The 24,632-nt window shown below is 52.6% G+C and carries 20 protein-coding genes and 1 pseudogene; 5 read left to right on the top strand and 16 right to left on the bottom strand.

The window, feature by feature from the left end; all coding sequences use genetic code 11:
• Positions 1-27: 27 nt before the first annotated feature.
• A complete protein-coding gene (locus HYD27_RS06440; protein ID WP_219212737.1) occupies positions 28-483 on the bottom strand; it encodes a chemotaxis protein CheX in 456 nt (151 codons plus the stop codon).
• A 453-nt stretch (positions 484-936) separates the two neighbouring features.
• On the opposite strand from HYD27_RS06440, the gene HYD27_RS06435 reads away from it, so the two are divergent.
• Both HYD27_RS06435 and HYD27_RS06430 read left to right on the top strand, forming a co-directional pair.
• Positions 937-1,839 (top strand): LysR family transcriptional regulator, encoded by a 903-nt coding sequence (locus HYD27_RS06435; RefSeq protein WP_219212735.1) that lies wholly within the window; start codon positions 937-939, stop codon positions 1,837-1,839.
• Between the two features lie 83 nt (positions 1,840-1,922).
• Positions 1,923-2,735: a histidinol-phosphatase gene (locus tag HYD27_RS06430; protein ID WP_219212733.1), complete on the top strand. Its 813-nt coding sequence runs from the start codon at positions 1,923-1,925 to the stop codon at positions 2,733-2,735.
• A 100-nt stretch (positions 2,736-2,835) separates the two neighbouring features.
• Here HYD27_RS06430 and HYD27_RS06425 read toward each other — a convergent pair whose 3' ends face one another.
• The 8 genes from HYD27_RS06425 to HYD27_RS06390 all read right to left on the bottom strand — a co-directional run bounded on the left by HYD27_RS06425 (position 2,836) and on the right by HYD27_RS06390 (position 10,747).
• A complete protein-coding gene (locus tag HYD27_RS06425; RefSeq protein ID WP_309242028.1) occupies positions 2,836-3,573 on the bottom strand; it encodes an NADPH-dependent oxidoreductase in 738 nt (245 codons plus the stop codon).
• A 198-nt stretch (positions 3,574-3,771) separates the two neighbouring features.
• The gene (locus HYD27_RS06420) at positions 3,772-4,314 is read right to left on the bottom strand and encodes a GNAT family N-acetyltransferase (protein ID WP_219212729.1); all 543 of its coding nucleotides are present in this window, start codon (positions 4,312-4,314) and stop codon (positions 3,772-3,774) included.
• Between the two features lie 80 nt (positions 4,315-4,394).
• Positions 4,395-5,330: a metallophosphoesterase gene (locus HYD27_RS06415; RefSeq protein WP_219212726.1), complete on the bottom strand. Its 936-nt coding sequence runs from the start codon at positions 5,328-5,330 to the stop codon at positions 4,395-4,397.
• 35 nt (positions 5,331-5,365) lie between these two features.
• On the bottom strand, positions 5,366-6,118 hold the full coding sequence (locus HYD27_RS06410) for a potassium channel family protein (protein WP_219212724.1): 753 nt from the start codon (positions 6,116-6,118) through the stop codon (positions 5,366-5,368).
• Positions 6,119-6,163: 45 nt separating this feature from the next.
• Complete coding sequence (locus HYD27_RS06405; protein WP_219212722.1) at positions 6,164-6,952, bottom strand: DUF3891 family protein; 789 nt, start codon at positions 6,950-6,952, stop codon at positions 6,164-6,166.
• A gap of 422 nt (positions 6,953-7,374) precedes the next feature.
• Positions 7,375-8,139 (bottom strand): succinate dehydrogenase iron-sulfur subunit, encoded by a 765-nt coding sequence (sdhB, locus tag HYD27_RS06400; protein WP_219212720.1) that lies wholly within the window; start codon positions 8,137-8,139, stop codon positions 7,375-7,377.
• A 102-nt stretch (positions 8,140-8,241) separates the two neighbouring features.
• The gene (gene sdhA / locus HYD27_RS06395; protein WP_219212718.1) at positions 8,242-9,984 is read right to left on the bottom strand and encodes a succinate dehydrogenase flavoprotein subunit; all 1,743 of its coding nucleotides are present in this window, start codon (positions 9,982-9,984) and stop codon (positions 8,242-8,244) included.
• A 97-nt stretch (positions 9,985-10,081) separates the two neighbouring features.
• Positions 10,082-10,747: a succinate dehydrogenase cytochrome b558 subunit gene (locus HYD27_RS06390; RefSeq protein WP_219212716.1), complete on the bottom strand. Its 666-nt coding sequence runs from the start codon at positions 10,745-10,747 to the stop codon at positions 10,082-10,084.
• Between the two features lie 636 nt (positions 10,748-11,383).
• On the opposite strand from HYD27_RS06390, the gene HYD27_RS06385 reads away from it, so the two are divergent.
• On the top strand, positions 11,384-12,283 hold the full coding sequence (locus HYD27_RS06385) for a LysR family transcriptional regulator (protein WP_219212713.1): 900 nt from the start codon (positions 11,384-11,386) through the stop codon (positions 12,281-12,283).
• Between the two features lie 385 nt (positions 12,284-12,668).
• Here the strand turns inward: HYD27_RS06385 and HYD27_RS06380 are convergent, their stop codons facing one another.
• From HYD27_RS06380 to HYD27_RS06360, 5 genes are all read right to left on the bottom strand, one after another.
• Positions 12,669-13,034, bottom strand: coding sequence for a hypothetical protein (locus HYD27_RS06380; RefSeq protein ID WP_219212711.1), 366 nt, complete (start codon positions 13,032-13,034; stop codon positions 12,669-12,671).
• Positions 13,035-13,557: 523 nt separating this feature from the next.
• Positions 13,558-14,109, bottom strand: a complete 552-nt coding sequence (locus tag HYD27_RS06375) for a transposase (protein WP_219212709.1) — start codon at positions 14,107-14,109, stop codon at positions 13,558-13,560.
• 1,125 nt (positions 14,110-15,234) lie between these two features.
• Positions 15,235-16,878: a type 2 periplasmic-binding domain-containing protein gene (locus tag HYD27_RS06370; protein ID WP_219212707.1), complete on the bottom strand. Its 1,644-nt coding sequence runs from the start codon at positions 16,876-16,878 to the stop codon at positions 15,235-15,237.
• A 59-nt stretch (positions 16,879-16,937) separates the two neighbouring features.
• Positions 16,938-17,837 (bottom strand): carbohydrate ABC transporter permease, encoded by a 900-nt coding sequence (locus tag HYD27_RS06365; RefSeq protein WP_219212705.1) that lies wholly within the window; start codon positions 17,835-17,837, stop codon positions 16,938-16,940.
• Positions 17,838-17,851: 14 nt separating this feature from the next.
• A complete protein-coding gene (locus HYD27_RS06360) occupies positions 17,852-18,808 on the bottom strand; it encodes an ABC transporter permease (protein WP_219212703.1) in 957 nt (318 codons plus the stop codon).
• Positions 18,809-19,141: 333 nt separating this feature from the next.
• On the opposite strand from HYD27_RS06360, the gene HYD27_RS06355 reads away from it, so the two are divergent.
• Positions 19,142-19,480, top strand: coding sequence for a hypothetical protein (locus tag HYD27_RS06355; RefSeq protein ID WP_219212702.1), 339 nt, complete (start codon positions 19,142-19,144; stop codon positions 19,478-19,480).
• 174 nt (positions 19,481-19,654) lie between these two features.
• Here HYD27_RS06355 and HYD27_RS06350 read toward each other — a convergent pair whose 3' ends face one another.
• Complete coding sequence (locus tag HYD27_RS06350) at positions 19,655-21,922, bottom strand: helix-turn-helix domain-containing protein (protein WP_219212700.1); 2,268 nt, start codon at positions 21,920-21,922, stop codon at positions 19,655-19,657.
• A gap of 248 nt (positions 21,923-22,170) precedes the next feature.
• Here HYD27_RS06350 and HYD27_RS06345 point away from each other — a divergent pair.
• Positions 22,171-22,502 (top strand): annotated as a pseudogene (locus HYD27_RS06345) (GntR family transcriptional regulator).
• A gap of 320 nt (positions 22,503-22,822) precedes the next feature.
• Here the strand turns inward: HYD27_RS06345 and HYD27_RS06340 are convergent.
• Positions 22,823-24,625, bottom strand: coding sequence for a cache domain-containing sensor histidine kinase (locus HYD27_RS06340; RefSeq protein ID WP_219212698.1), 1,803 nt, complete (start codon positions 24,623-24,625; stop codon positions 22,823-22,825).
• Positions 24,626-24,632: the final 7 nt, after the last annotated feature.

Here is a 24,632-nt window from a genome sequence, read left to right as displayed (position 1 = left end):
AATATGTTTCAGCTCCCAGTTGTCCGCCTAAGAGATCATTACCTGAATATCCAGCTCTCCAATGCCTTCCATCAATAACGGAATGCTCAGCGCTTTACGCGGCATTACCGACATGCCCTCGGTCTTCATCAGCTTCGGCGGCGTAATATCCACCGATACCCCCTGATTGGACAGGATCGTGCTGGCGTTGCCGCTGATCATGTTGCCCAGCTCGGAAATTGCACTCTGGCCCATCTCATCCATCTCCGTGATCACATAGCCGCCCATCATGGCCGACACGATCTTGAGCGCTACCTGTTCGGTGATCCCAAAAATAATATCCCCGGTCAACTGACCGGTCATCCCCACTTGTATCCATATATGATTATCGATCAGTTCGATATCCTTTATCCCCAGATTACCGGTGGATGGCGAGACCTGTATCACCTGCTCAATTACAATTCTTGCAGATTCTAAAAACGGATTGATTACTTCTGCTTTCATGAAAGTGCTGTCCCCCCTCTACCAGGCTTTAGTCATATACCAAAAGTCCCAAGCAATAATGATTTATTATACTTCATATATCGGCATTATTCACCAAAAATTAATGGTCTTTTCGAAGGAATTATCAAGATAGTTTCGGCGGCGACATTGCCCTGCCGGATGTTATCTCCTATAATTTAATCAAATGCCAACATCCGGCGTAAGATACATGTAGAAACGGCGGCGTCATCCCTAGCAGAGAACGAACCCCGAACACCCCATAAATCCTTGTTATTTTTCCGGCCCCACATCGCGGAGCGTTACTTCACGGCTTATCCCGAAGACTCTGCAATCACCTGAGCCAATCTCCAGCTCCAATCAGAAGGGACTCCCGAGTCCTGGAAAAAAACGCGCGTTTCAGCATCATACAAACAAACGGCGGCATCCATCAGCAGGCCAAAAGGGGGTAAGTCCATGAATATCAGCCAGCTTGAGACGCTGATTACCATCTCCAAAACCATGAGCTTCCGCAAGGCGGGCGAGCTGCTCAACCTGACCCAGCCGGCTGTTTCGGCGCAGATCAAAAGCCTTGAGGAAGAATTCAAAACCCAGCTCGTCGACCGGAACCAGCCGGTGACATTGACGGACAGGGGACAGGTGTTTCTCACACACGCGGAACAGATTGTGAGCATCGTCGAAGAGCTTAAGCAGCGTCTTGCGGATTTGGAAGAGAATCCCCAGGGGCACATTATACTCGGTACGACCACCTCGATCGCCATTCAGATTCTGCCGCGTATCCTTTCTTATTTTCAGGACCAGTTCCCGCATATCAAAACTTCCATTTCCTCCATGTCCTCTTCACAGATATACCAGCATGTGGAGAATGGGCTGGTCGACGTCGGCATTGGCTACTTAATCGGGCGCAGTCCGGGAATGACAACCTCTGTGCTGTATTATGACACCTTTGAACTGGTCGTTTCTCCGCGCCATCCCCTCGCGCAGGTCAAATCTGCAGGGATTGAGGCGCTGGGCAAAACCCCGCTTATCCTGCTCTCTCCAGATACCGTCGGCCGCAGATTCGCCGATGATGTGTTCGCGAAGCACGGCATCCAGCCGCAGGTGATTATGGAGCTGACCAGCAGCGAGGAGGTCAAACGGATGGTGGAGCTGGACCTGGGCGCCGCCGTGATTTCCAAGCAGTCTGTAACCGCCGAGGTGCGGAGCGGCACCCTTAAGATCGTCCCGATCATCGAGCTTGAAGTCACCCACCCCGTAGGCGTTATTACAAAGTCAGGCAAATACGTCAACTCTGCCATGCGGCAGTTTCTGAGCGACCTCAAGGGCATGCCCGAGACCCATTTCATCGGCTCAGAGTAACAGATTTGCAAAGAGAAAATTATGCTCTGGCGCTTTTGAAACCACTGATTCTGCTACTTTTGTCCTAAGGAGATGTTCAATTCATGAAATTCGACCTGCATACCCATCATTTCCGCTGCGGCCATGCTGACGGGACGATCAGGGATTATATTGAAGCAGGCATTGCCGCCGGCCTGCAAGTGATCGGAATTTCGGATCATACGCCTTACTTCGGAAGTCCTTCCGAGCAGGCTTTTCCCCGTATAGCCATGGCCAAATCCGAGCTTGCCCATTATGTGGAGGAAGTGCTGGCGCTGCAAAAGGAATACACAGGCAGGATTGATGTTCTGCTCGGCATCGAATCGGACTACTTTCCCGAACATGCGGAGCTGTACCGCCGTACATTATCGGCGTATCCGTTTGATTACATCATCGGCTCTGTGCATAATGTGGACGGTGTGAGCATCTTCAACAAAGGCCGCTGGAAGGGGCTCGGACTTCAAGATAAGATCGCCGGCAAAGCCGAGTATTACCGCTTGATTGCCGCTTCAGCACGGAGCGGGATGTTCCAGATTCTCGGCCACATCGATGCGATGAAGGGCAATTACCCGCAATTCTCGGATATCCCCGCCGCGGCTGTGGTCGACGAGTGTCTGCGCGTTATCGGAGAATACGGCCTCGCTATCGAGATCAACACCTCCGGGGGGACAAAGCTGTGCGGAGGATGGTATCCTTCGGATGACATTCTGGAGCGGGCGCTGCATTACGGCGTCCAGGTCACCTTCGGCTCTGATGCCCACCGCCCTTCCCGGATCGCGGATCAGCGGGAGGCTGTGGCGGCACGGCTGAGGGACATCGGCTTCACCCATTGGGTATACTTCAAGCGGACAGCCAAAATTTCCGTGCCGGTTGAATAAAGGAAGCAGGAAATCCTTCACCCGGATATTTAAAAATGCACCCCAGCCTCACGCATTGGACGGTTGCTTCCGTCCGCCGTGAACGCTGCGGTGCATTTTGCTATTTATTCAGATTGTCGCAGGTGAAGCCTTGCCGCTTCAGCGTATGCTGCGCATCCCCATACTGGGGATTGAGTGAATAGAAACGGGCAATCGTGCTGCTCCAGTCCCTTTCCGTCAAGCCCTGAGCCTTCAATGAGGCGCGGTGTGCCAGATTGTATTCTTCAATCAGGCCCTTCACCTCCGGATTGTACTGTTCCTCATGAAGAACGGCCTCCATGGGAAGCCTTGGCTTCTTCGGCAGCTCCTCGGCGGGATACCCGACACACAGGCCGGCTATCGGGAAGACATACTCCGGCAGCTGCAGGAGCTCAATCACCTCCGCCGTATGGCGGCGCACTCCCCCTATCGGAATGACGCCCAGCCCCAGCGACTCCGCAGCCGCAACGGCATTGGATAGGGCAATCCCCACATCCGTAGCACCGACAAGCAGCGCGTCCACATCCTTGGCGGCTTCAAAAGGCAATCCTTCCAGCCTGCTTGCCGCCTGGGCCCGGTAAAAGTCCATGCAGAACACCAAAAATACCGGCGCAGCAGCCACATGCTTCTGATTTCCGCTCAGCTCCGAGAGCTGCTGCCTGCGCTCTTCACTGCGCACGGCAATGATGGATACCTGCTGCCCGTTAGCCCAGGAGGGAGCGGCCTGGGCGGCTTCAATAATCAGCCTCAGCATCTCAGGCTCCACAGCCTGCTTACGGTATTGCCGGAAGGAGCGGTGGCTGGTTAATGTTCTGATCACTTCGTTCAAAGAATGATGACCTCCTTGTCTGTTGCCGTTGTATTACAACCATCATATCCTAACTCTCCGGGAAGCCGCCAGTCCTGGCCGCAAAAAAATGGACCCGAAGCATCGGGTCCCAACAGCATTTATATTTTCAAAAGGGGGTCATGTACTTAGTTTAACCGGACTCTGTTAGAGTTTCGTAACGGCATTATTTCATTTGTGTAACAATGTGAAGACTTTCATTGCAGTACCCGGGCTGCCAGGCATCGGAAGAATGCGCTCCAGCGTCAGACCGTTTTTGATCATGACTCGCTCAGACCTTGGGTTGTCACTGCGGCAGCGTCCCTCGGCCTTGATAAGTCCCAGCTCCTGAATGGCGTAATCCAGCAGCAGGCCGACAGCTTCAGTGGCCATCCCCTGCCCCCACCATAGCGGATTCAGCATGTACCCAAGCACCGCCTTGCCCTCACGGCGGCTCCAGTTCTGCAGGGAGACCGTTCCAATCAGCTCCTGGCGTCCCTTGGCATAAATTCCCGCATGCAGAGCGCATGGATCGCAGGCATGCAGCATGCGGGCTACCAGCTTATCCAGATGCGCCTGCGGTGAGCCTTCTCCCTGGCGCAGCAGAATATGCGGCTTCACTTCCGGATGGGCAAGCAGCGCCTTGAGCACAGCGGCCTCGGCGGATGGCATCGTCCTTAGTTCAACTATTTCTCCTTGCCGTGCCATGGATAATAACGTATCGTAGGTGCTCATGCGCGTCTCCTTTTCTGTTGCGGCTTGCCGCTGCCGTGAGCCCCGGCTGATCCGTTTGCCGCTATACCGGAGCCGCGCGGTTATTCCCTCCGGCGCAGGGTGATAATGGTCAGTTCCGGTCTGCACATTAGCCGGAATGGCATATAGGTTTCACCGAAGCCTCTGTTGACATACACCGGCATCCCCTTCTTGTCCGTATAATACAAGCCGCTTATGTATTTATCCGATCCGTAAGGAGTGTATGCCGCTCCTACAAAGGGCAGCCGGATCTGCCCGCCATGGCTATGCCCGGACAGCTGCAGATGGAAGGGATAAGCCTCAACCATATCCGCGTAATCCGGCTCATGCATCAGCAGCAGATTGAACATTCCCTCAGGGACACCCTTTAGGGCCGCCTGGGGATCGGGCTTGCCGTGCAGCATGTCGTCAAGTCCGGTAACCGCAATGGCTGCCCCGCCCTGCTTAATCAGATAAGACTGGTTCCGCAGCACGCCGAAACCGGCATCGTTCAGCAGACGGGCGAGCAGCTCCGTGTTCTTGTAGTCATGGTTGCCGAGGACCGCATATTTGCCCAGCGGTGCGCTCAGCTCCGCCAGAATCGGCACGGCTTCCGTCAAATCCTCGGCATAGCTGTCCACCATATCTCCGGTGAAGCAGATGATGTCGGGCTTGGCCTCCCGGATATGTCCAGCCAGCCGCTTCAAATCACGGGCATCCTTGTTGAAGCCTAGGTGCACATCGCTGAAATGAACCAGGCGGGTGCCGGCAAATGCGGACGGAAGGTCGGTGAAGGACAGCTCCAGCCGGGTAATGTCAAGCCAGTTCGGCTCCCCCTGCCAGGCATAGCCGCCGGTAAGCACTCCTGCGCCAAATACGGCGGCGGCCCCCCGGGCGAGAAACTGGCGGCGGGTGATTCGGCGGCCGCCGCCAGGAGGCGGCGGAGCACTATACCTGCTGCCGATTTCAGCAGGTGCGGCGGAAAGGTCGGGAGAAGCCCCGGACGATTTGTGCTTCATAGGGAGATTCTCCTCTCTTGCGGGGTAATGATGGGTCATTTGCCCGTTGGCTTGGATGAACGGGCGGAATGAGCCTTTTCTGCATCCTCCTCTGTCTCCAGCTCTTCCTTGGCTTCCTGCACCTTGTGTCCGGCGGCTGTATCGATATTGACATCAATCTCAGCCTCAATTTCCGCTTCCGAGCCGGGGCCCAGGATCTTGCGGAACAAGCCCAGCATGGACAACGCATAAGCGACGGTGATGAAGCTGAAGCTGATCTGCATAACGACGACAAGGCGCGAGGTATTGTCCACCGGAGCCACATCCCCGTACCCGACCGTGGTGAAGGTGGCTACACTGAAGTAGAGGAAGGTAATCAGCTGGCTGAGCAGATCCTCGCCGAGCCCTTTTCCCTCGAAGGAGGACTGTCCAAACAGCTTATATATGGATGTATATACGACAGTGAAAAAAATAATGCAGGTGAATGCGGCAATGCTGATGCGCACCAGCGTCTGCTGCAGCCTGACCTCCTTGCTGTTCGACTCCTTGATCTCATGGAAAATAAACAGCACATAGAACAGCATGGACGCCAGGGCAAAGATCAGAATAAGGCCGCGGAGGCCCCGGTCCCCCGGAACAATGCTGCCGAGGTCAATCCAGCTCAGCAGGTCTTCCACCGAAATCAGCGCATAGATCAGTATGGGAGCGAGCAGCACTCCTTTTCCCATCCAGCTCAGCTTCATCCGGTTCAACCATAATAAAAACAGTACAATTACAGCTATATTGAGGGGCCACATCCACCAAGCCATGGGCATTACACTCCTGTTCACGGATACCCTTCAGCTGCGCACAGCTTATTCCGGCCGGCTGGCCACGGTAATCCGGCACTCTTCTTCCGCAGTGCCGCTGTAGGCACGGGCGATGCCTTTGCTCTCCGCGTCCTTCATAGATACCCGGCGCAGCTTGAAGCTTACCTCGACGTTCTCTGTGAATGGAAAAGGGTCAAGCAGCAGCGTAGATTGATCCTGCCATTCCGCTGTAATCAGGCGTCCGGCGGTGAAGCTGAAATCCTCGCTGCCGGAGAAGCCGTCACGGAACCATGGATGCTCTTCCGACTTCGGGCTTCCCGGCTCGCTCAACCCCAAGTAGAGCGAGAGGTCATCGCAGAACTGCAGCAATCTGGCATCATAATAGAGTTCGCCCTCGACAAGCGGCTTGCTGTTCTCCAGATGACGGTGGATGCGGGCCCGGCGGGCCTCCTCATGCTTCAGATAGGCGGTAAGCTCGGGACCTTCCTCCCCCGACACCTCGATCAGACGCTCATAATGCGAGCTGCACAGCAGTGCGCCATAAGGCGTATCCGCCTCAATCTCATCCAATCCCCGCCTGTAGAAGGTCAGCTTCGGCACAAGCGGAAAATCCATAAAAGTGTACGGCGAGCCCTCCGCATCATTCCAGAAGGGAGTCTCGTCAAGATCAATCCAGCCCCGGTCATGATTGCCGATCGCCCGCAGCACCTCCGCGCGCCTGCCTTCCTCCGGAACATGCTCTTCCTTGAAAAACTCTGCAAATTTACCAGCCAGCAGTCCATGCTCATGCTGCTTCAGCATCACCCAATATCCGTCCTGTTCGCGACAAATCAATGTTATTCCTCCCTGGTTTATCATTGCCTGAATGTTGCAGCGATTATGGAGATTATAACATATACGCCTATATATGTTGGAATACAGACTGCCTGGGCCATTTATGCAGGCCGGTGCATTACTGTAAAGGACTGTCTAAAAATGTACCCGTTTGACAGCATGAAAGAAACAGGCTGCAGGCAGGCAAGTATATGAAATTCCGGTGCGGGCATGCCCGCAGGCGGCAAGGCCTGATTTCCAAAGACACCTGCTGTTACTTTCATATGGGGCAAAAACGCCAAGCAACGATTCTCCGGTAACGGAAGAATCGCTGCTTGGCTGACTTTTGTGTGTTTTTGAATGCTGCAAGGCGGTCTTATGCGGCCGAAATGCACTCCGGGGAACAGCCTTCCTGTTCCATCAGCTGGTTGTTGGAGGTATGGCTACACACCCAGCCAGCGCTTGAACATATGCTTCGTAGTCTGCTTGTTGATCTCCGCTATGGAGGTGGTGAGCGGAATGCCTTTCGGGCAGGCGCGCACGCAGTTCTGCGAGTTGCCGCAGCCGTCGATGCCCCCATCCTCCATCAGCGCTTCCAGCCGCTCATCGGCATTCATCTCGCCCGTAGGATGGGCGTTGAACAGGCGCACCTGGGAAATGGCCGCCGGACCGATGAAGTCGGTCTTCTCATTGACATTCGGGCAGGCCTCCAGGCAGACGCCGCAGGTCATGCACTTGGACAGCTCATACGCCCATTGGCGCTTCTTCTCCGCCATGCGCGGGCCCGGCCCCAGATCGTAGGTGCCGTCGATGGGAATCCACGCCTTGACCCGTTTGAGCGCATTGAACATCCGGCTGCGGTCAATCACCAGGTCACGGACCACAGGGAAGGTCTTCATCGGCTCAATGCGGACCGGCTGCTCCAGATTATCGATCAGGGCGGCGCAGGCCTGGCGCGGCTTGCCGTTGATCACCATCGAGCAGGCGCCGCACACCTCCTCCAGGCAGTTGGATTCCCAGCAGACGGGAACCGTGCTGTCGCCCTTGGCATTGACCGGATTGCGCTGAATTTCCATCAGGGCGCTGATCACATTCATCCCCGGACGGTACGCAAGCTCGAATTCCTCCGTATAGGGGGCCGCTTCCGGTTCATCCTGGCGGGTAATGATAAACCTTACGTTTTTGGGAGCTGCAGCAGTTTCCGCCATATCTGTTACCTCCTAAAAGTTTTGTGAGCGATGCTTCCTGAGCTTACACTCCGTACAAAATCCGCCATCCGGCAGGCACCCGGAGTATCGTTTTTATCTATCTTAATCCTTCGAATAATCCCGAACCCGCGGAGGAATCAGCGAGACATCCACTTCCTCGTAAGAGATTTGCGGACCGTCTGCGGTCCAGGTGGCCTTGGTGGTCTTCAGGAACTCTTCATCGTTGCGCTTCGGGAACTCCGGCTTATAGTGCGCCCCGCGGCTCTCATTGCGCAGCAGCGCACCGAGAGTCATAGCCTCGGACAGCTCCAGCATGTTCCACAGCTGGCGGGTGAATGCCACCCCCTGGTTGTTCCAGCGCGACGTATCGTCCATATTGATGCTGCGGTACCGCTCCTTCAGCTCTTTGATTTTGCCGATGGTGGCCGTAAGCTTCATGTTATCGCGCACAACCGTCATGTTGGCGGTCATCCATTCGCCCAGCTCCTTGTGGATCACATAGGCGTTCTCCGTGCCGGACATCGCCAGCAGGGATTCATATTTGCCGGTCTGCGTCTTATGGAAGCTGTCGAAGACGGCGGAGGAAATATCCTGTACCGATTTCTTCAGCCCTTTAATATATTCGACAGCCTTCGGACCCGAGACCATGCCGCCGTAGATCGCCGATACAAGCGAGTTCGCTCCGAGCCGGTTCGCTCCGTGATACTGGTATTCGCATTCCCCTGCCGCAAACAGTCCGGGGATATTGGTCATCTGGTTATAGTCGACCCACATGCCGCCCATGGAGTAATGTACGGCCGGGAAGATTTTCATCGGGATTTTGCGGGGATCATCGCCCATAAATTTCTCATATATTTCAATAATGCCGCCGAGCTTGACGTCCAGCTCCTTCGGGTCCTTGTGGGACAGATCGAGGTACACCATGTTCTCGCCGCCCACGCCAAGCCCCTGGTCCACACACACACTGAAAATCTCCCGGGTGGCAATATCGCGCGGCACCAGGTTGCCATAAGAAGGATATTTCTCCTCCAGGAAGTACCACGGCTTGCCGTCCTTGTAGGTCCAGATGCGTCCGCCTTCGCCGCGAGCCGATTCAGACATCAGCCGCAGCTTGTCGTCGCCGGGAATCGCGGTCGGGTGAATCTGGATGAATTCGCCGTTGGCGTAATGCACACCCTGCTGGTATACCGCGCTGGCAGCCGTTCCGGTGTTGATGACCGAGTTGGTCGTTTTGCCGAAAATAATCCCCGGGCCGCCGCTCGCCAGAATCACCGCATCCGCCGGGAAGGTCTGAATCTCCATCGTTTTGAGATTCTGGGCGCTGATGCCCCGGCACACCCGCTCGTCGTCAAGAATCACCGAGAGGAATTCCCAGTTCTCGCTTTTGGTAACCATGCCTTCGGCTTCCCAGCGGCGCACCTGCTCATCCAGTGCATACAAGAGCTGCTGGCCGGTCGTCGCGCCTGCAAAAGCCGTCCGGTGGCGCTTCGTGCCCCCGAACCGGCGGAAGTCGAGCAGCCCCTCCGGCGTGCGGTTGAACATGACGCCCATCCGGTCCATCAGATGGATGATACCCGGTGCCGCTTCGCACATCGCCTTGACCGGAGGCTGGTTGGCCAGAAAATCGCCGCCGTACACGGTGTCGTCGAAATGCTCCCAGGGCGAGTCACCCTCGCCTTTGGTGTTCACCGCCCCGTTAATGCCGCCTTGCGCACAGACCGAGTGCGATCTTTTGACAGGAACAAGGGAGAATAAATGCACATGCGCGCCGGATTCCGCCGCCTTGATGGTAGCCATCAGGCCGGCCAGCCCTCCGCCCACGATAATGATATCGGCTGATGCCATGATTGTTCCCTCCTAAATTGTTATGCGGAATTTCAACCCGTATCTTGTATATTGAAGTATAATGTCCGTTCGTAGATGGACACGCTTTCTCAAGTTCCTAGATCAAACTGCGCAGCGACTGCACAGCCGAAGCCGAAGCCTGGAATTCGTTGTCGCGGAAGGTGACCAGGGACAGCAGGAACATGAAGGTAACCACCACAAAAATACCGAGACACAGAACAGAGGACACTCTTTGCGAACGCGGCCCCACCGTAATCCCCCAGCTGATCAGGAACGACCATAGGCCGTTGGAGAAGTGGAAGCAGGCGGCAACAATGCCGATTACATAGACGGTCAGCAGCAGCGGCTGGGTCACGATATTATGCATGACGCCGCCCAGCTCCTCATGCTCCACATTGCCGAGCGCCACCTGAATGCGGGTATCGTACAGATGCCAGACGATGAAGATGAAGGTGATCACTCCGCTGATCCGCTGCAGCGTATACCGCCAGTTCCGTTCGAGATTGAAGCGGTTCAGGTTTGGCTTGGACTGATAGGCAATGTACAGCCCATAGACTCCGTGGTACAGCAGCGGAAGCCATATGCCGAACAATTCCAGGAAGAAGACAAGCGGCAGGCTGTTCAGCCACAGCACGCTGTCCGCAAAACCGGAAGCGCCTCCCTCTACTGCCGAGAAATTCGTCAGCATGTGCTCCAGGAAAAAGAACCCGAGCGGGATAACGCCAAGCAAGGAATGAATCTTTCTGGAATAAAATCCTCTCATGCAAAGTGTCCCCTTTCCGATATAAAACAGCGTTTTCATTAATGAGCATACACCGCCGGGAGCACAGTTGAAACAGGGGGCAGGGAACTTAGCGAAGCCTGCAAAATGTCTATTTTCACCGCTATTCATTGTTTTCCCGGACTATGCTGTATTATTCACAATATGTGAATATCTTGTGTCACTTTTCATGTTACTCCTTTTTCTCTTATAAGGGAATTGCAATCTAATTATTAAACGTTATACAATAAATGCATAAGAATATTTTTAATATGATAATAATTCTCATTTGGAACGGAATAATTGCAGCGCAAACGCTGCTAGTCCTTGCCGGTAAAGGATATATTATTATGGCGTCTATGCCATATATCACTTTCTTGATAACGGGCAGAAGTAAATAATACGGTGTACCCTGCGGATGATTCATGTCTAAACTATCGGAGCGGGTTTTATTGCGGTGCATATCCGGAGAAGTGCTGCTCCATAAAACTTGGCGTATGCTTCCGGAGCGGGTTTTATTGCGGTGCATATCCGGAGAAGTGCTGCTCCATAAAACTTGGCGTATGCTTCCGGAGCGGGTTTTATTGCGGTGCATATCCGGAGAAGTGCTGCTCCATAAAACTTTTAGGAGGATGGCTTATGTTTGATGATTTGGACATTTTTGCCGCCGTAGTAGAGCATTCCAGCCTGAACCGGGCTTCGCGCCAGCTCAACTTGTCCCAGCCGGCCCTCTCCCGCAAAATCTCCAAGCTGGAGGAGCGGCTGGGCGTTGCCCTGTTCAACCGGTTCGGCAAGCGGCTGGAGCTGACCGAGGTGGGCCGGCTTACTTACACCTACGCACTGGAGCAGCGGCAGCAGCGCTCCAAATTTCTGGAAGCGCTGTCGAAATTCAAGGAAGGGGAGCCGCAGCTTGTAACGCTCGGAGCCAGCCTGACCACGCTGCAGACGACACTTCCTCCGCTTGTGAACGCCTACATGGAGAAGTATCCGGCCGCCGAGCTGAAGCTGATCACCGGCAAGACGCATGAGATCGTCTCCTCGGTCAGCGAGGGCAGATCCGATCTCGGCATTATCGCCTCCGCCATTCAGGAGCCCGGCCTGCGCTGCATCCCGCTGTTCGAGGACCAGCTAAGGCTGGTCGTCTCCGAGCATCATCCGCTGGCCCACTCTGGGAAGCTGGCCATGGGCGATCTCGCCCGGCTGCCGATGATTCTCTTCTCCAAGGGAACCTGGTACCGCCGCATGACCGACGAGCTGTTCCAGCGCAGCGGCGTTGATCCCGACGTGCGTATGGAGATCGACTCGTTCGAGGCGATCGTCCGGCTGCTGCCGACCATCAAAGCCGCAGCCTTGCTGCCGAAATCCTATCTCCGCTCCGAGCTGCTGAACGGAGGGGGGCTGGTCTCATTGCATATCAAGGAGCTGGAGCAGACCCAGCGGACGACCTGCCTGATCTATCCGGTCAGCGGCGGACTCAGCACAGCGGCACGCTGCCTCGTGCAGGTGACCGAGGAGGTGTTCCTGCCGGGGCTTGAATAGCGTAGAACGCTGCGCCGGCCTTCACAGGACAGCGCGGCCGTCGGACATTTCAGGTTAAAGTGCTTTTAAAGGGACCCGGCGGTAAGCCAAGTGGAAAAAGTAAACTTAATCTCACCTTATCCCCTTTTCCGCCGGCGTTAGTGGGAAAAAGGATACCTAATCCATCCGTTTCCCCCCATATGAGGTGAGCAGGCCTCCATTAAGTGTACAAAATCCCACTAAAGCCCGTTATAGCCAGGATTCCAAGCCCATTAGTGTTACTTTTTCCACTTCGCTTCCGTTCCAATAAATTTCCTTGCGTTCCATCAGCTTGTTCAGGTTCGCCGGTTCATTTAATATAAGCCGGTTCAATTACATTAAGTTTCCAGTCAAAAGTTCTACAGTGCTAAGAAACCAGCGAATCGCGCTCCACATCCGTGTTTTCTTGCTTGGATATAATTATTTTCGTTATGGATAAGTGGGGACTTTGAGCAAACAGGCGAAAAATAGACTTGCGTAAATAAACGGCTGCGCTGGCTTCAGAGACCACAGCACGGGAGGGCGTTCGCAGATAGCGGAAACATAGCCCTGAAGTCCGGCCTGAAAACTGCAAGGCGATTAGTTGTAACAGTCCCATCGCATAGCACTGGCACATCACGAATCCTTCGATGGCCTGGATCGCTTTCTGGATGCGCTGCCGGGCTTGCTCGTTCGTTACGGCTTCGAGCGGATGAGCTTCCTCTTTTCTCAAAAACCGGTTCAGCTTCAGCATCGACTTGCTCCAGAAGCGGTAGCCGAAGGCGTGGGTGACTTGCTTCATTTCCCGAAACGTGCACTCAATCTTGAAGCGTTAACCGTACAAGCGGATGATATCTGGGGCTGCCAGGCTCAAATCCGTACTGACCAAAAATGGAGCAGCGGCCCTGATGCATCACCAGCACAAAGCGCAGTTCCTGATACATGCCTTGGCCCCAAAGCAGATCCAGGCACAGCCATTGAACCGTCTCTTCTTTGCCGTACAGGGGAAGAGTTGTAGTTTGAAAATCAGCAGCGCGAGTCGTGAACAGCTCCTTCAGTTTGACCGATTGGTCTTTTTGGGGAGGCCGGCCCCGTCCGGGTTTCTTGGCAGGAGGGGGTTCTTAGGCCACCACGTTCGATTTCGCTTTCGTCACCAGGTGCATGCGGGTTTCAGAAGCGAGGTGGCATGCATTCAGCCGCTCCAAGGCCGGAACCGACAAGAAGTACCGATCCAAAAGCAGCAGTGCTTGACCGGAGCCTTTCGCGGCCTCGAAGCCTTATTCAATCATCTGAACGACATGGGAATGCGTCTCTCCTTCGCCCCTGGACTTCTTCCAGCCCCGAATGGTTTGGATACCGTCTTTTAGATTTATGAACAAGGGCAAGCAGAACCACTTCCTTGAATCGCAGACCAGAATGCCGCTGGCGCCGAACAAATGACCAAAGATGTAGTCATCCTTGGAGACATTTTCGGATTCCTGATGAAGCTTCTTGACCCCCGGCATTCGGCGACCCTCCTTGGCCTGTTTCATACCGTCGCCGACGAGGACCACGCGACCCTGAATCACCAAGAGTGGCGCATGCTGGCGCACGACCTGAAGCCATTTCTGCCTTAGCGCCTGAGTGGACCAGCCGGACGAACGGAAGAAGTGAATCAGCGTCTCGTAGCAGCGGCTGTTCAGCGAGAGATCCCGAATCACAGAAGTTACGCCCAGGTGGTCGGAGCGCAGCATAAAACCCACAACGATAACGACAAACCACTCGAACGTCGCTTGTCTGGAAAAGCAGGAACGGAAAGGCTGTAAAAGGGTGTTCATATATTTGAGCATAGGTATGTTCAATCGCCTGCAAATAGGGTAAACTGCTTCTTGTAACCCATTTGGCGATTATTCCTTTCGTGTGAAAACTAAAGGATACCATAATTTCGCTCAATTGGGTTATTTTTCTTTGCGTCGATTTTTCGAAAAGAACTTTTCACTGTCCAGTTTCTTTGTTGTGTTTTTTAAAGATTACAGAACCGTCTCCCGCTTAAACAGCGGAGCGGACGGACCCGCGGAACAGCGGCAGCGGCCGCGTGGGTCTCCGGATTTTCACCGCCAAGAGACTGCGACGAAATAAAGTACCGCTACATTGTTGACAAAACCGTGGAGATTTTGTCAACAAAAGCGGGTACTCATTTCCTCGCAGCTCCTAAGGGGAATGAAATAAATCTGGAGAGCACTGCGACCCGGACAACGCTCCGTTCGCGGAGCGTCCACTCTAATAGCCTATATAACCTACGCAAGTGGAAACGGCTGCGCCGTCCTTATCAGGACGGCGCAGCCGTTTCAGCAAGAAGGATAAGGCTAATTTTTTAGCGTGAAACATATAACTTATCTTTTAAGAAAAACCTGAAGCTCTGCTCCAGGTCCTTTTTACATTCGGTAACCCGCCATTTCAGTGGGGAGGAGAAGAACCATTTCGCGCTGATTCCCTCGTCCAGCCGGCTTCAGGCGAATTCAAAGGTACTTCTGCCTCTGATTTCAGCGTCCAGCCGACTTCGGGCGAAATTAAAGGTACTTCTGCCTCTGATTCCCTCTCCCTGCCCGCTGCGGCCAACGCAATCGCGCAGTTTGCTTGGCCGAAGTCCCGATCCATTCGTTCATATACACCGCAGAAATAACGGATAAGCTTCGCTTCCCCATAAACCTGAATTTCGAAAGTAAGTATCCACAAATCATCTAAAAAGCTCTACACGAAGGGATGTCTTGCTACAAACAGCCTGCACCCAATGGGTGAAGCAAAAAGAGGGTTTATCCCTTGTCCTATCTTGGATTGGTTCAATTCACTTTCGAAATTCAGGATAAATCTTATATTTGCGCAAAATCCCCGGCGGGCTTCCATATCGCTATGGACCGGCCCGCCGGGGATTATTTCATTCGTGCGGCTTATCAGTTATGCTGAGCGCCATGGAATTAACGGAACTTGCCCGCAGCGATCGCTTCTTGCTTCTCATCAAGGATTTCCTGGTAGCCCGCCTCCAGATAAGTTTTCTTGGCTGCTTCATAGGTGGCGTCGAATTCAGCTTCCGGAGCCAGCGCGGTCTTCACATACAGATCCTGGAACAGGGAGTTCAGATCCGCTTTGTACTCGTTAACCTTCTCAAGCACGACGGTGAACATTGCATCCGGTGTGCGGAATTCTGCAACCTCGTTATAGTACTTCACCATGTCGTTAGCGAGATCTTCGTAGCCGGCAGGTGACCAGTTGCGGAGGTTCGATGTAAGCGTCTTGTCAGCATCCTCATACTGCGCGATTTCAGTTACGAGGCCCCAGTAGTCTTTATTATTGTTCTGTGCCAGAACAGCTTCGCCTTTGTAGTCAGGATTCTTCACAGCGATGCCTTCTGCGTCAAGCGTATAGTTCTCGCCTTCAACACCGTTCTGGAACTTGAACAGGTTATCCGGCTGGCTGAGCCATTCGAGATACATCCAGACAGCAGCGCGTTCTTCATCCGTAGTTTCATAGTTGATCCCCATGATGAAGCCAAACGGCCAGTATGCGCGTCCTTGAGGCTTATAGCCTTCCGGAACACCTGCATAAGGAGGCACTACCGTAAATTCAGCATCCGGATTGTTCGCCAGAGTAGCGGCAAAGACGTCAGTATTGTTGGTAAGATAGAACCCGTAGGTACCTGTCTTGCCGGCAACGAATTCAGACTTGATTTTGTTGTCGTCATTGCGCAGATAGAACTCTTTATCGATAAGACCGTTATTATACTGATAGTTCAAGTTACGCAGGTAGCGCTCCGTATCAACGGAAGGCAGATCGGCTACGCTGAGATCGGAATACAGCGCGCGGTATGCGGCATCGACCGGCCAATCGCGGAAAGCGTAGTTGTAGTTGAAGCTGTTTTGAACCAGGGCGCCGCCGGTCACACCGAGTCCGTTCTCCTTCCATTTCTTCAGCATCTCATTGTACCGTTCCAGCGAAGTCAAATCTTCAACCTTCATTCCAACCTGCTCAACCCAGTCCTTACGGATGATGTTAACGAAGTTGTCGGCTTCAGGACGGGCGGCAAAGAAGAAAATATTCTGGTCATCCACGGTACCATACTGCTGGATAGTCTCGCTCATATTCTTCCAGTAAGTCGGTGCATAATTTTCGATTTCAGCATAGTTCAGCGGCTGCATAACATCCTCGCCATAATACGTAAGCGCTTGCGGCATATCGTAGTGAAAAATGATATCCGGAGCCTTATGCGACGCCAGCAGCTGCTCATAATCGGTCACCTCGCTGCTGCGCGTAATCGGCACATAGTTGACTTCGATATTGTATTTGTCGCCGAATTCCGCCTGAACCCAGCGGGTGTAATAGTTGTCGGTTACATTCCAGCCCTCGAACGCGCGCTCATAGACCGGTATATCGATCGCAACCTTCTTTTCGAAGCCTTTGGAATAATCCGTAAAGCCTTCGCTCTGGTTATTGGCTCCTGCCGTCTCGGCAGGGCTGCTGGGTTCGGCACTGCGGTTGTTGTTATTTCCCCCGGAGCATCCGGCCAGCATGCCGGCCGTCAGGACAGTTGCCGTCATTAACGAAACAAAACCTTTTTTGTTCATCGCAATTCCCCCAATTTTTTAATTTTCGGACTGTAGAATTACTGTTGCGGAACATAAGCTTATTCTTTGACCGCTCCGAGCATAACGCCCTGAACGAAGTACTTCTGCACAAAGGGATAGATGCAAAGTATAGGCAGCGTTGCAAACACAACAACTGATGCTTTTAGCACTTCCGGATTACTGAGCGATACCTGGGTTGCTTCCAGCTGAAAGCTTTCGCTGGCTTGAATAACCAGATAATACAGCTTGAGCTGCAGAGGCCGCAGCGAGGTCTCATGCTTAATATAGAACAATGCATCCTGGTAAGCATTCCAGCGGCCAACCGCGTAGAAGAGAGAGAGGGTCGCGATAATCGGTTTGGACAACGGAATGACAATGCTGAGCAGGATTCGGAAATGTCCGGCACCGTCGATCCGCGCAGATTCTTCCAGGCTTACGGGAATGCTGCTCGTTAGCGAGGTCTTCATAATCAGCAGATTGAAGACGCTGAATGATAACGGCAGAATCAGTGACCATATCGTATCCATCAGCCCCAGATTGTTAATGTTCATATAGTCCGGGATGATTCCTCCACTAAAGTACATCGTGAACAGGAAAATGAAGGTGATTACCCTGCGGCCCTTCATCTGCGGTCTCGACAGCGGGTAGGCTGCGCAGATGGTCAGGATCATCCCCAGAACAGTGAACAGCACGGTCACTATAACCGAGATGTACAGGGAACGGAGTATACTGGCATCCGCGAAGATTTTTTTGTACGCTTCAATGGTGAAGCCCTGCGGCCACAGAAAGACCTTATTGGCTATGACAAAAGAGTCCGAGCTCAGGGATTTCGACACAACATGAAGAAACGGCAGCAAACACACCAGTGAAGCAATAATCAGAACGAGGCGGATCAGCAGTTCCCAGATGTCCATACGCCCTTTGCGCGATGCGGCAGGGTTGCCGGTTGATGCTGTCATGGTTTCTCTCCTTTCTATAATATTCCATCCTCGCCAAGCTTCTTGGCGACGCGGTCTGCCGTTATTACAAGAATAATACCGATGACGGATTGGAATAATCCAAGCGCTGTCGCCCGGCTGAAATTACCGCTTTCAATCCCCCAACGGTACACCAGAACCGGTATGGTCGTTGTGTACTCTGTGGTGGCCTTGTTTTGCAGAGCGAAGATACGCTCGAACGAACCCTCCATTACCTTTCCCAGATTCATAATCAGCAAAGTTACGATGGTCGCACGGATTGAAGGAACGGTAATATTCCATACCTTTCTCCAGCGTCCCGCCCCATCCACGGTAGCCGCTTCATACATCTCCGGATTGATGCCGCTAATGGCCGCCAGGTAGATAATGGTTCCCCATCCCATGCTCTGCCACACACCGATGGCCAGATAGCTGACCAGCCAATGCGTATCTTCCTGGAGGAACGGAACACGGTTCCCGCCCATAAGTTCAATTAAATTATTGATGACCCCGCTTCCTTGGCTAAGGAGCTGGTACGCGATTGCTCCGATAATAACCCAGGACAGGAAGTGCGGTAAGTACAGCATGGTTTGGTTTACACGTTTGAATCTTACGCTTTTGACTTCATTCAGCATCAGAGCCAGTACGATCGGCATTGTGAAGCTGAATACGAGATCAAGAATATTGAGCATCAGCGTATTGCGGACGGCACGGACAAAGTCAGGCTTGGAGAAAATATCCCGGAATACTTCAAACCCGGCCCATTCACTGCCCCAGAAGCCCCTTGCTATCTTGTAGTCTTTAAAAGCGATTACAAGTCCTGTCATCGGTAAATATTTAAACACGATTACAAAAGCCAGCGGAATCATTACTAGCAGGTAAAGCTGCCAGTCACGCTTAAAAAAATGCCCGAATCCCTGATTCTTACCTAATCGAGCGACTTGATTTACCTGTGAAGCGCTTTCAATTTTCAAATTTTCACCTCCCGCGCCCAATTATCTCCCCGCCGGTTGCTTCCTCCGGCTCAAGTTCCATGCTATCTTCATTGCCCGTTTTTGAAAATCATGAGTATTGATGCTCCCCATCAAATTTGATAGGAGCGCGGTTTTAAAGCCCCGGCAGCCCCGTTATTATCAAATGTGATAGGCATTCCCAAAATTAAAGCGCTTTCAATAAGAATAAACGGCTTCGCCGCCCTCTGAAAGAGGCGGTATCCGTTTCTCCAAAAATAGAAGGATAATGGATAGCGTGAAACATATAAATTCTATATATTTCAAGAAAGACGCCTATCGGCGTCTATAATAAGAATGCTGCCAATTCATTGGGGAGGAGAAGAATCATTTCGCGCTGATTCCCTCGTCCAGCCGGCTTCGGGCGAATTCAAAGGTACTTCTGCCTTTGATTCCCTCGTCCAGCCGGCTTCGGGTGAATTCAAAGGTACTTCTGCCTTTGATTTCACCGTCCAGCCGGCTTCGGGTGAATTCAAAGGTACTTCTGCCTCTGATTCCACCGTCCAGCCGGCTTCGGGCGAAATCAAAGGCACTTCTGCCTCTGATTCGCTCTGCCTGCCCGCTGCGGACAACGCAATCGCGCAGTTTGATTGGCCAAAGTCCCGATCCATTCTTTCATTTACAGCGCAGCCGTGAATTAACGGATAAGCTTCCCCCCAAACATATAAATTCTGAATTTTCAAGTGGAAACGGCTTCGCCGTCCTTATAAGGACGGTATCGTTTCAGCGGGAAAGATAAGGCTAATTTATAGCCTGAAACCTATAAATTCTTAACTTTTAAAAAAAGCCGCCGCCGGCCGGGAGAAGCTCCTAGGAGCTCTTGCTCTTGGCCAACTTGTAGCTGCTCGGCGGCATCCCTTCATACTTACGGAAAAAGCGGTTGAAGCTTTGGACATTATAATAGCCTACCTCTGCTGCTATCTGCTTGATCGTCAGGTCGGTATCCAGCAGCAGCTCCTTAGCCTGCTCTATTCGCAGCTGATTAAGAAGATCTATCATGCTTTTCCCGGTCTGCTCATATACGATCTTGCGCATATAAGAGTAGCTGATGCTGATTTCCTTGGCCATATCCTCAAATACAATTTCCTTACGGTAATTGTCCCTCAAATATTGAATAATCCGTTCTCCATGATTGGTATCCCTGGTACTGCGGTCCAGGCTCTGCACGATTTCACGGAAAAGTTCATGCAAGTACTCCTCAAGCTCATCAAGCGTATCCATCGCAGCCAGAACAGTATAGATGTTGCCTTTACCCATAATCATTCTTCCGGTACCGATATGATTCTCGCGGAGATGCTTGATGGTCGCACCCATCAGCTGGTGATAAATGAACATGATATTGTCATAGGAAATATTTTCTTCCCGGCTGATCTGGCTGCGGATGCTCTGAAGCTCTTTAAATATCCCGTCCAGATTGCCGGCATCCAGGAAATTCAGAATGCGCCGCTCACTGCTTTCGGAATCGATATATTTGCGGCTCTTCGCCTCTTTCTCCTGCCAGTAAGTGATGCTTCCGGCACCATTAATCATCCGCTGCTTAATCAATTCCATCGCTTCGAACAGCCTCTGGGCTATCATTTCCGGTGCATCTGCCAAATCACTTACTCCGATTGTGACCGAATGCCCCAGCAGCGTTAGCGACTGATCCCGGATCGTTTCCAGTGCCTGATGAATCAGAACGCCGCTTCGCTCATGCTCATCCGGAGCAAAGTTCAGCACAATCACAATACAGCCGTCGTTATGATAGACAGACCGGGCCAGTATTCCCTCCGGAAAGAGGCCTTCATACTTCGTACCCAGCAGATACCGGTGGTAGCTGCGTGTCTCCACATTGGTATTGCCCGCATACCGTCTATACTGGTCGATGGAGACTACGGCGATTCTGTAACACGCTTCCGGAAAAACCTCCGTGATCCGGGGCGGAATTTCTCCGCGCAGAAGACGGTGAACGGCGAGGCTGCGGGTATCCTTTTCGCGCTCCTGCAGCAGCCGGAACAGACTTTCCTCTTCCTCCTGCATCCGCCTGAACGCCATATCCAGGAAGGCAAGCTCATTCTTATTTACTACACCCAGATCGCTTTTTAAGCGAATCGTCCGGACCAGCTGCCTGAGCGGTCTGGACAGCCATGTCGCGAGAAAGACAGCCATCACAGTCCCCAGCAAAATAATGGCGCCGGTTAGCAAAATGATGTTCCCCTGCATATCGCGCGATTTGGCCATGAGCTCATCCATGGAGCTCCAGCTGACATTCCACCATCCGGACAATGCCGAGCGGCTCCATGCGTAAACCATACGTTTGCCGTTCAGCTCACGGAATGCATACCCTTCACTCGAATCCTGATTCAGCAACTCTGAGAGAAAGGGCAGGGCGAAGCCGTCGGAGAGCAGCAGCGACTTGTCATTGAAGGAAATCACCTTGCCGCCCGGGTCCAGGAGCAGGTAATTGCTGTCGCCGATCTCTGTGGCATGCAGATATTTGCCGATCTGGCTCTCCCTCATATTCACTACGATTAATCCCCGGGTAGTGGAAGACAGGCGGTTGAGGGGGTATACATAGGAAACGACATTGACGCCCGAATTCAGCTTGCGGGGTACCCACACGCCGCTGATCCCCCTCTGCCCGGCAAGAGCGTCTGTTGTCCAGCCGACCGGCTCATAACGCTCCAGCTTCGAGACACCTTTGTCTGTAGAAATCACATAATCGGAATCATTCAGATAAAAGTATGAGGAGTACACACCGTCTACACGGCGGTTCAAGTTCAGCAGTTCTTTGGTCACTGCCAGCGCCCGGCTCACATTATTATAGCCTGCGTTAATTTCGTCGTACGTCCCGAAGCTGCGGATGCGGTCAAAAACATTGGTTGCAGCCAGACGTGATGTATCCTGTGCCAGATTGGCGAGAGCGTTCTCATTTAACTGGCGGTTGGCATTCAGCCCGGCAAGCGTAGATTCCCCGATGGCTGCCTCTGAGTTCTCTATAATCTGTGCCCCGCTGTACCACGTCAGGACGGCTGTAGGAATTGCCATGATACAGAATAGAATTAGCGCCAGCTGCAGCATCATCGGTGTTCTTTTCATTATAGCTCCCCCTATGATCTCTATAGTTACATACATGGAACAATGCTGTCCGGTATTCATAACCGCTGTGGCAGCACTTACTGATTCCGTTTACATTTAAATTTAACAAGGGGCTGCAGGACAATCGAACGAGTTCAACTCAATTATTTTTATTTTAACATTACAGAATACATTTTATATATATGCATAGGAAATTTATTCAAACTAATCTTAGTAATTTGCAGACAGCCCAACCAAGCGTATGCCCCTTGACATCTGAGCTGATTGCAAACGACATTCTCAGCGGAACTCTGCCTGAAGAATCACAGATGCCATACACGAACCAGTTCGCCTTGTTCTACGGCATTAATCCGGCAACGGCGGCCAAAGGTATGAATCTGCTTGTGGAGCAGGAAATCTTATACAAGAAGCGGGGGATCGGATGTTTGCCAAGGCGGGTGCACGCACGGAATTGACGAATAAGCGCAGACAGCAGTTCTACGAGCAATATGTGGTTGCGAGGATCTGCGAAGCCGGGAAGCTGGGCATAACAACGGAGCAGCTGTCCGAAATGATCCGCAAGGGGAATGAGAAGCAGTGATGAGCACGGGGAAGAAACTTGAAGCGGCGGCAGTTCTGCCTGAGGCGGATCTCTGCTAAGCCGTGTCAGCAAGGTTTTCCGCGGAGACCAGGGCGTACGTGCTGCCGTTTATCGTGGGCTACCTCGTGTACCTGTTCAATCCACCGCGGAAGACCGGGCAAGTGATGCCTTCAGATTCCTGAACTCAGCCAGAAATACCTGCAGAAACAATATACCTTTACGGCATACCGGCATAGTCCACCATTGCTTGTGGAATAAAAGCAATGGTGGTTCTGTGCAAGCCCGTACGGTGATAGATACGGGTAACAATTCGTCCGCGGCTATGCTGATGGCGGTTCTTCCGACATGTCAGCAAGAGGTGCCGAATAGCGGAAGCGCGTGAACGTATTCGTGCTCTCTATTGTAAATTCCAAATCCTTTCCATACCACAGCCTAAGGCGCCGGTAAACATTCGCAATGCCGGTATGCCTGGCGAAGAAGGATGATTTTCCGCCTCTTTCGCTTACAAGCAGTTCCTGCAACTGCTCCATTACCTCTCCGTCTATGGGAACTCCAGTGTTCTCAACAGTGACGACAAGCCTGCCGTCCTGCTTGTGAACGCTGATGCACAGCTGGAACTCATTTTCCTTAAATCTTGAGCTCCAGCCGTATTTCAAGGCATTTTCTACGAATGGCTGAATGCTGAGTTTCATAATCTCCAGCTCTTTCCCGCAGGAAGGAATATTCAGAATCACGTCAATGCTCGCTCCGTTTCTGTAATCATGGATACGTATGAAATCGTGGATGTAAGAAATCTCTTCGGACAGTGGGACCCAGCCTCCGTCGTTGCGGATGCTGTAACGCATCATGCTGGATATTTTGTCAATCATATCCTCGACCACAGCCGGTTGGTTAATGCGTGCATAAGAAGAAATGGCCTCCAGCGTGTTAAAGAACAAATGCGGATTGGTCTGGGCCTGGAGCTGCAGCAGTTCACGCTCCTTCTCGCGCATTATTGCGTCGTAGGCCTGCTTATCGGCATCTTTCAGATCAATCAGCAATCGGTTGAAATGATCAATAACAAAACCGATTTCGCCCGGCGTTTCATGTCTGATCGGCTGATAAATCCCTCGGGAGAGCTCATTGATTCCGTTTATCAGTCTATACAGAGGCTGCAGCACCACATCCATCGCCGGAAAGGCGAGGATCAAGGCCAGCAGCAGCGTTCCCACCGCAATCACAATAGTCAAAAGGAGGGAATATCTCACACCCTGCAGCATCGGATCGAGCGAATAAATCCATACCAGCTTCCAGCCGCCAAAAATAATATCCCGGGAAATCGCCTCGTATTCCCCATTGTTCCAAGACCAACGAATGCCGCCACGCAGTCCCTCCTTCCTGAAGGCTTCAATAATATACTCTTGAAATTCCGGCTCGATATGGGTGCCGGCCAGAAAGCGGCCGCTCTCGGGATGATAGAGCAAAATCTCTCCCTTGTCCGTATGTTCTTCCGCGCCAGCCAACCGGGTGAAGAAAGATTCACGAATTTCCACCACCAGCCAGGAATCAACCTTTCCGGTTCGCAGATTGACAACAGGCCTGATCAGGGGAACGCTTATCTGGTCTGCTTCCAGCAGGTAGGAAGCAGGATGGGAAAGGCCCAGCACAACGCTCTGAACTTCCTGGACCTCAGAAAAAAAAGAATCCCGGTTGAAATCATAGCCGTAATTCATGTTATTCTGATAGGAATCATACATGATCTTTCCCTGGCGATCCAAATATAGAATACCCGCCACTTCCTGGTACGATTGCAGTATCGTTTGCAGCTGCGGACGGAATGCCGCAGCCAGTACGGCCTGGCTGCGAATGTTATCCCGGGAGAGCGTGAGATAGCTTTGAAATTCCGGCTGCAGCAACAGCGGGTTAAGCGCCTGGTTCAGCTCCGTGAGATAACTCGAAAGCTCTTCGGCCATAAACCGGGTGTACTGGTCAGCAATTTCGGAGGATTGGCTTATCGCGGAACGGGTCATGCTGTGATACCAGCTGAAGCTGGCCAGCGTAATGGGTATGAAGGACATAAGCAGCAGCACACCGAGCAGTTTATATTTTAGTGACGAATTCATTTTTGTAAGCAGGTGCTTCATATTCTTC

Origin of the sequence: Paenibacillus sp. S150, from assembly GCF_019352175.1 — a bacterium.
Lineage (GTDB): Bacteria > Bacillota > Bacilli > Paenibacillales > Paenibacillaceae > Paenibacillus_AQ.
This window is presented reverse-complemented; position numbering and strand designations above follow the sequence as displayed.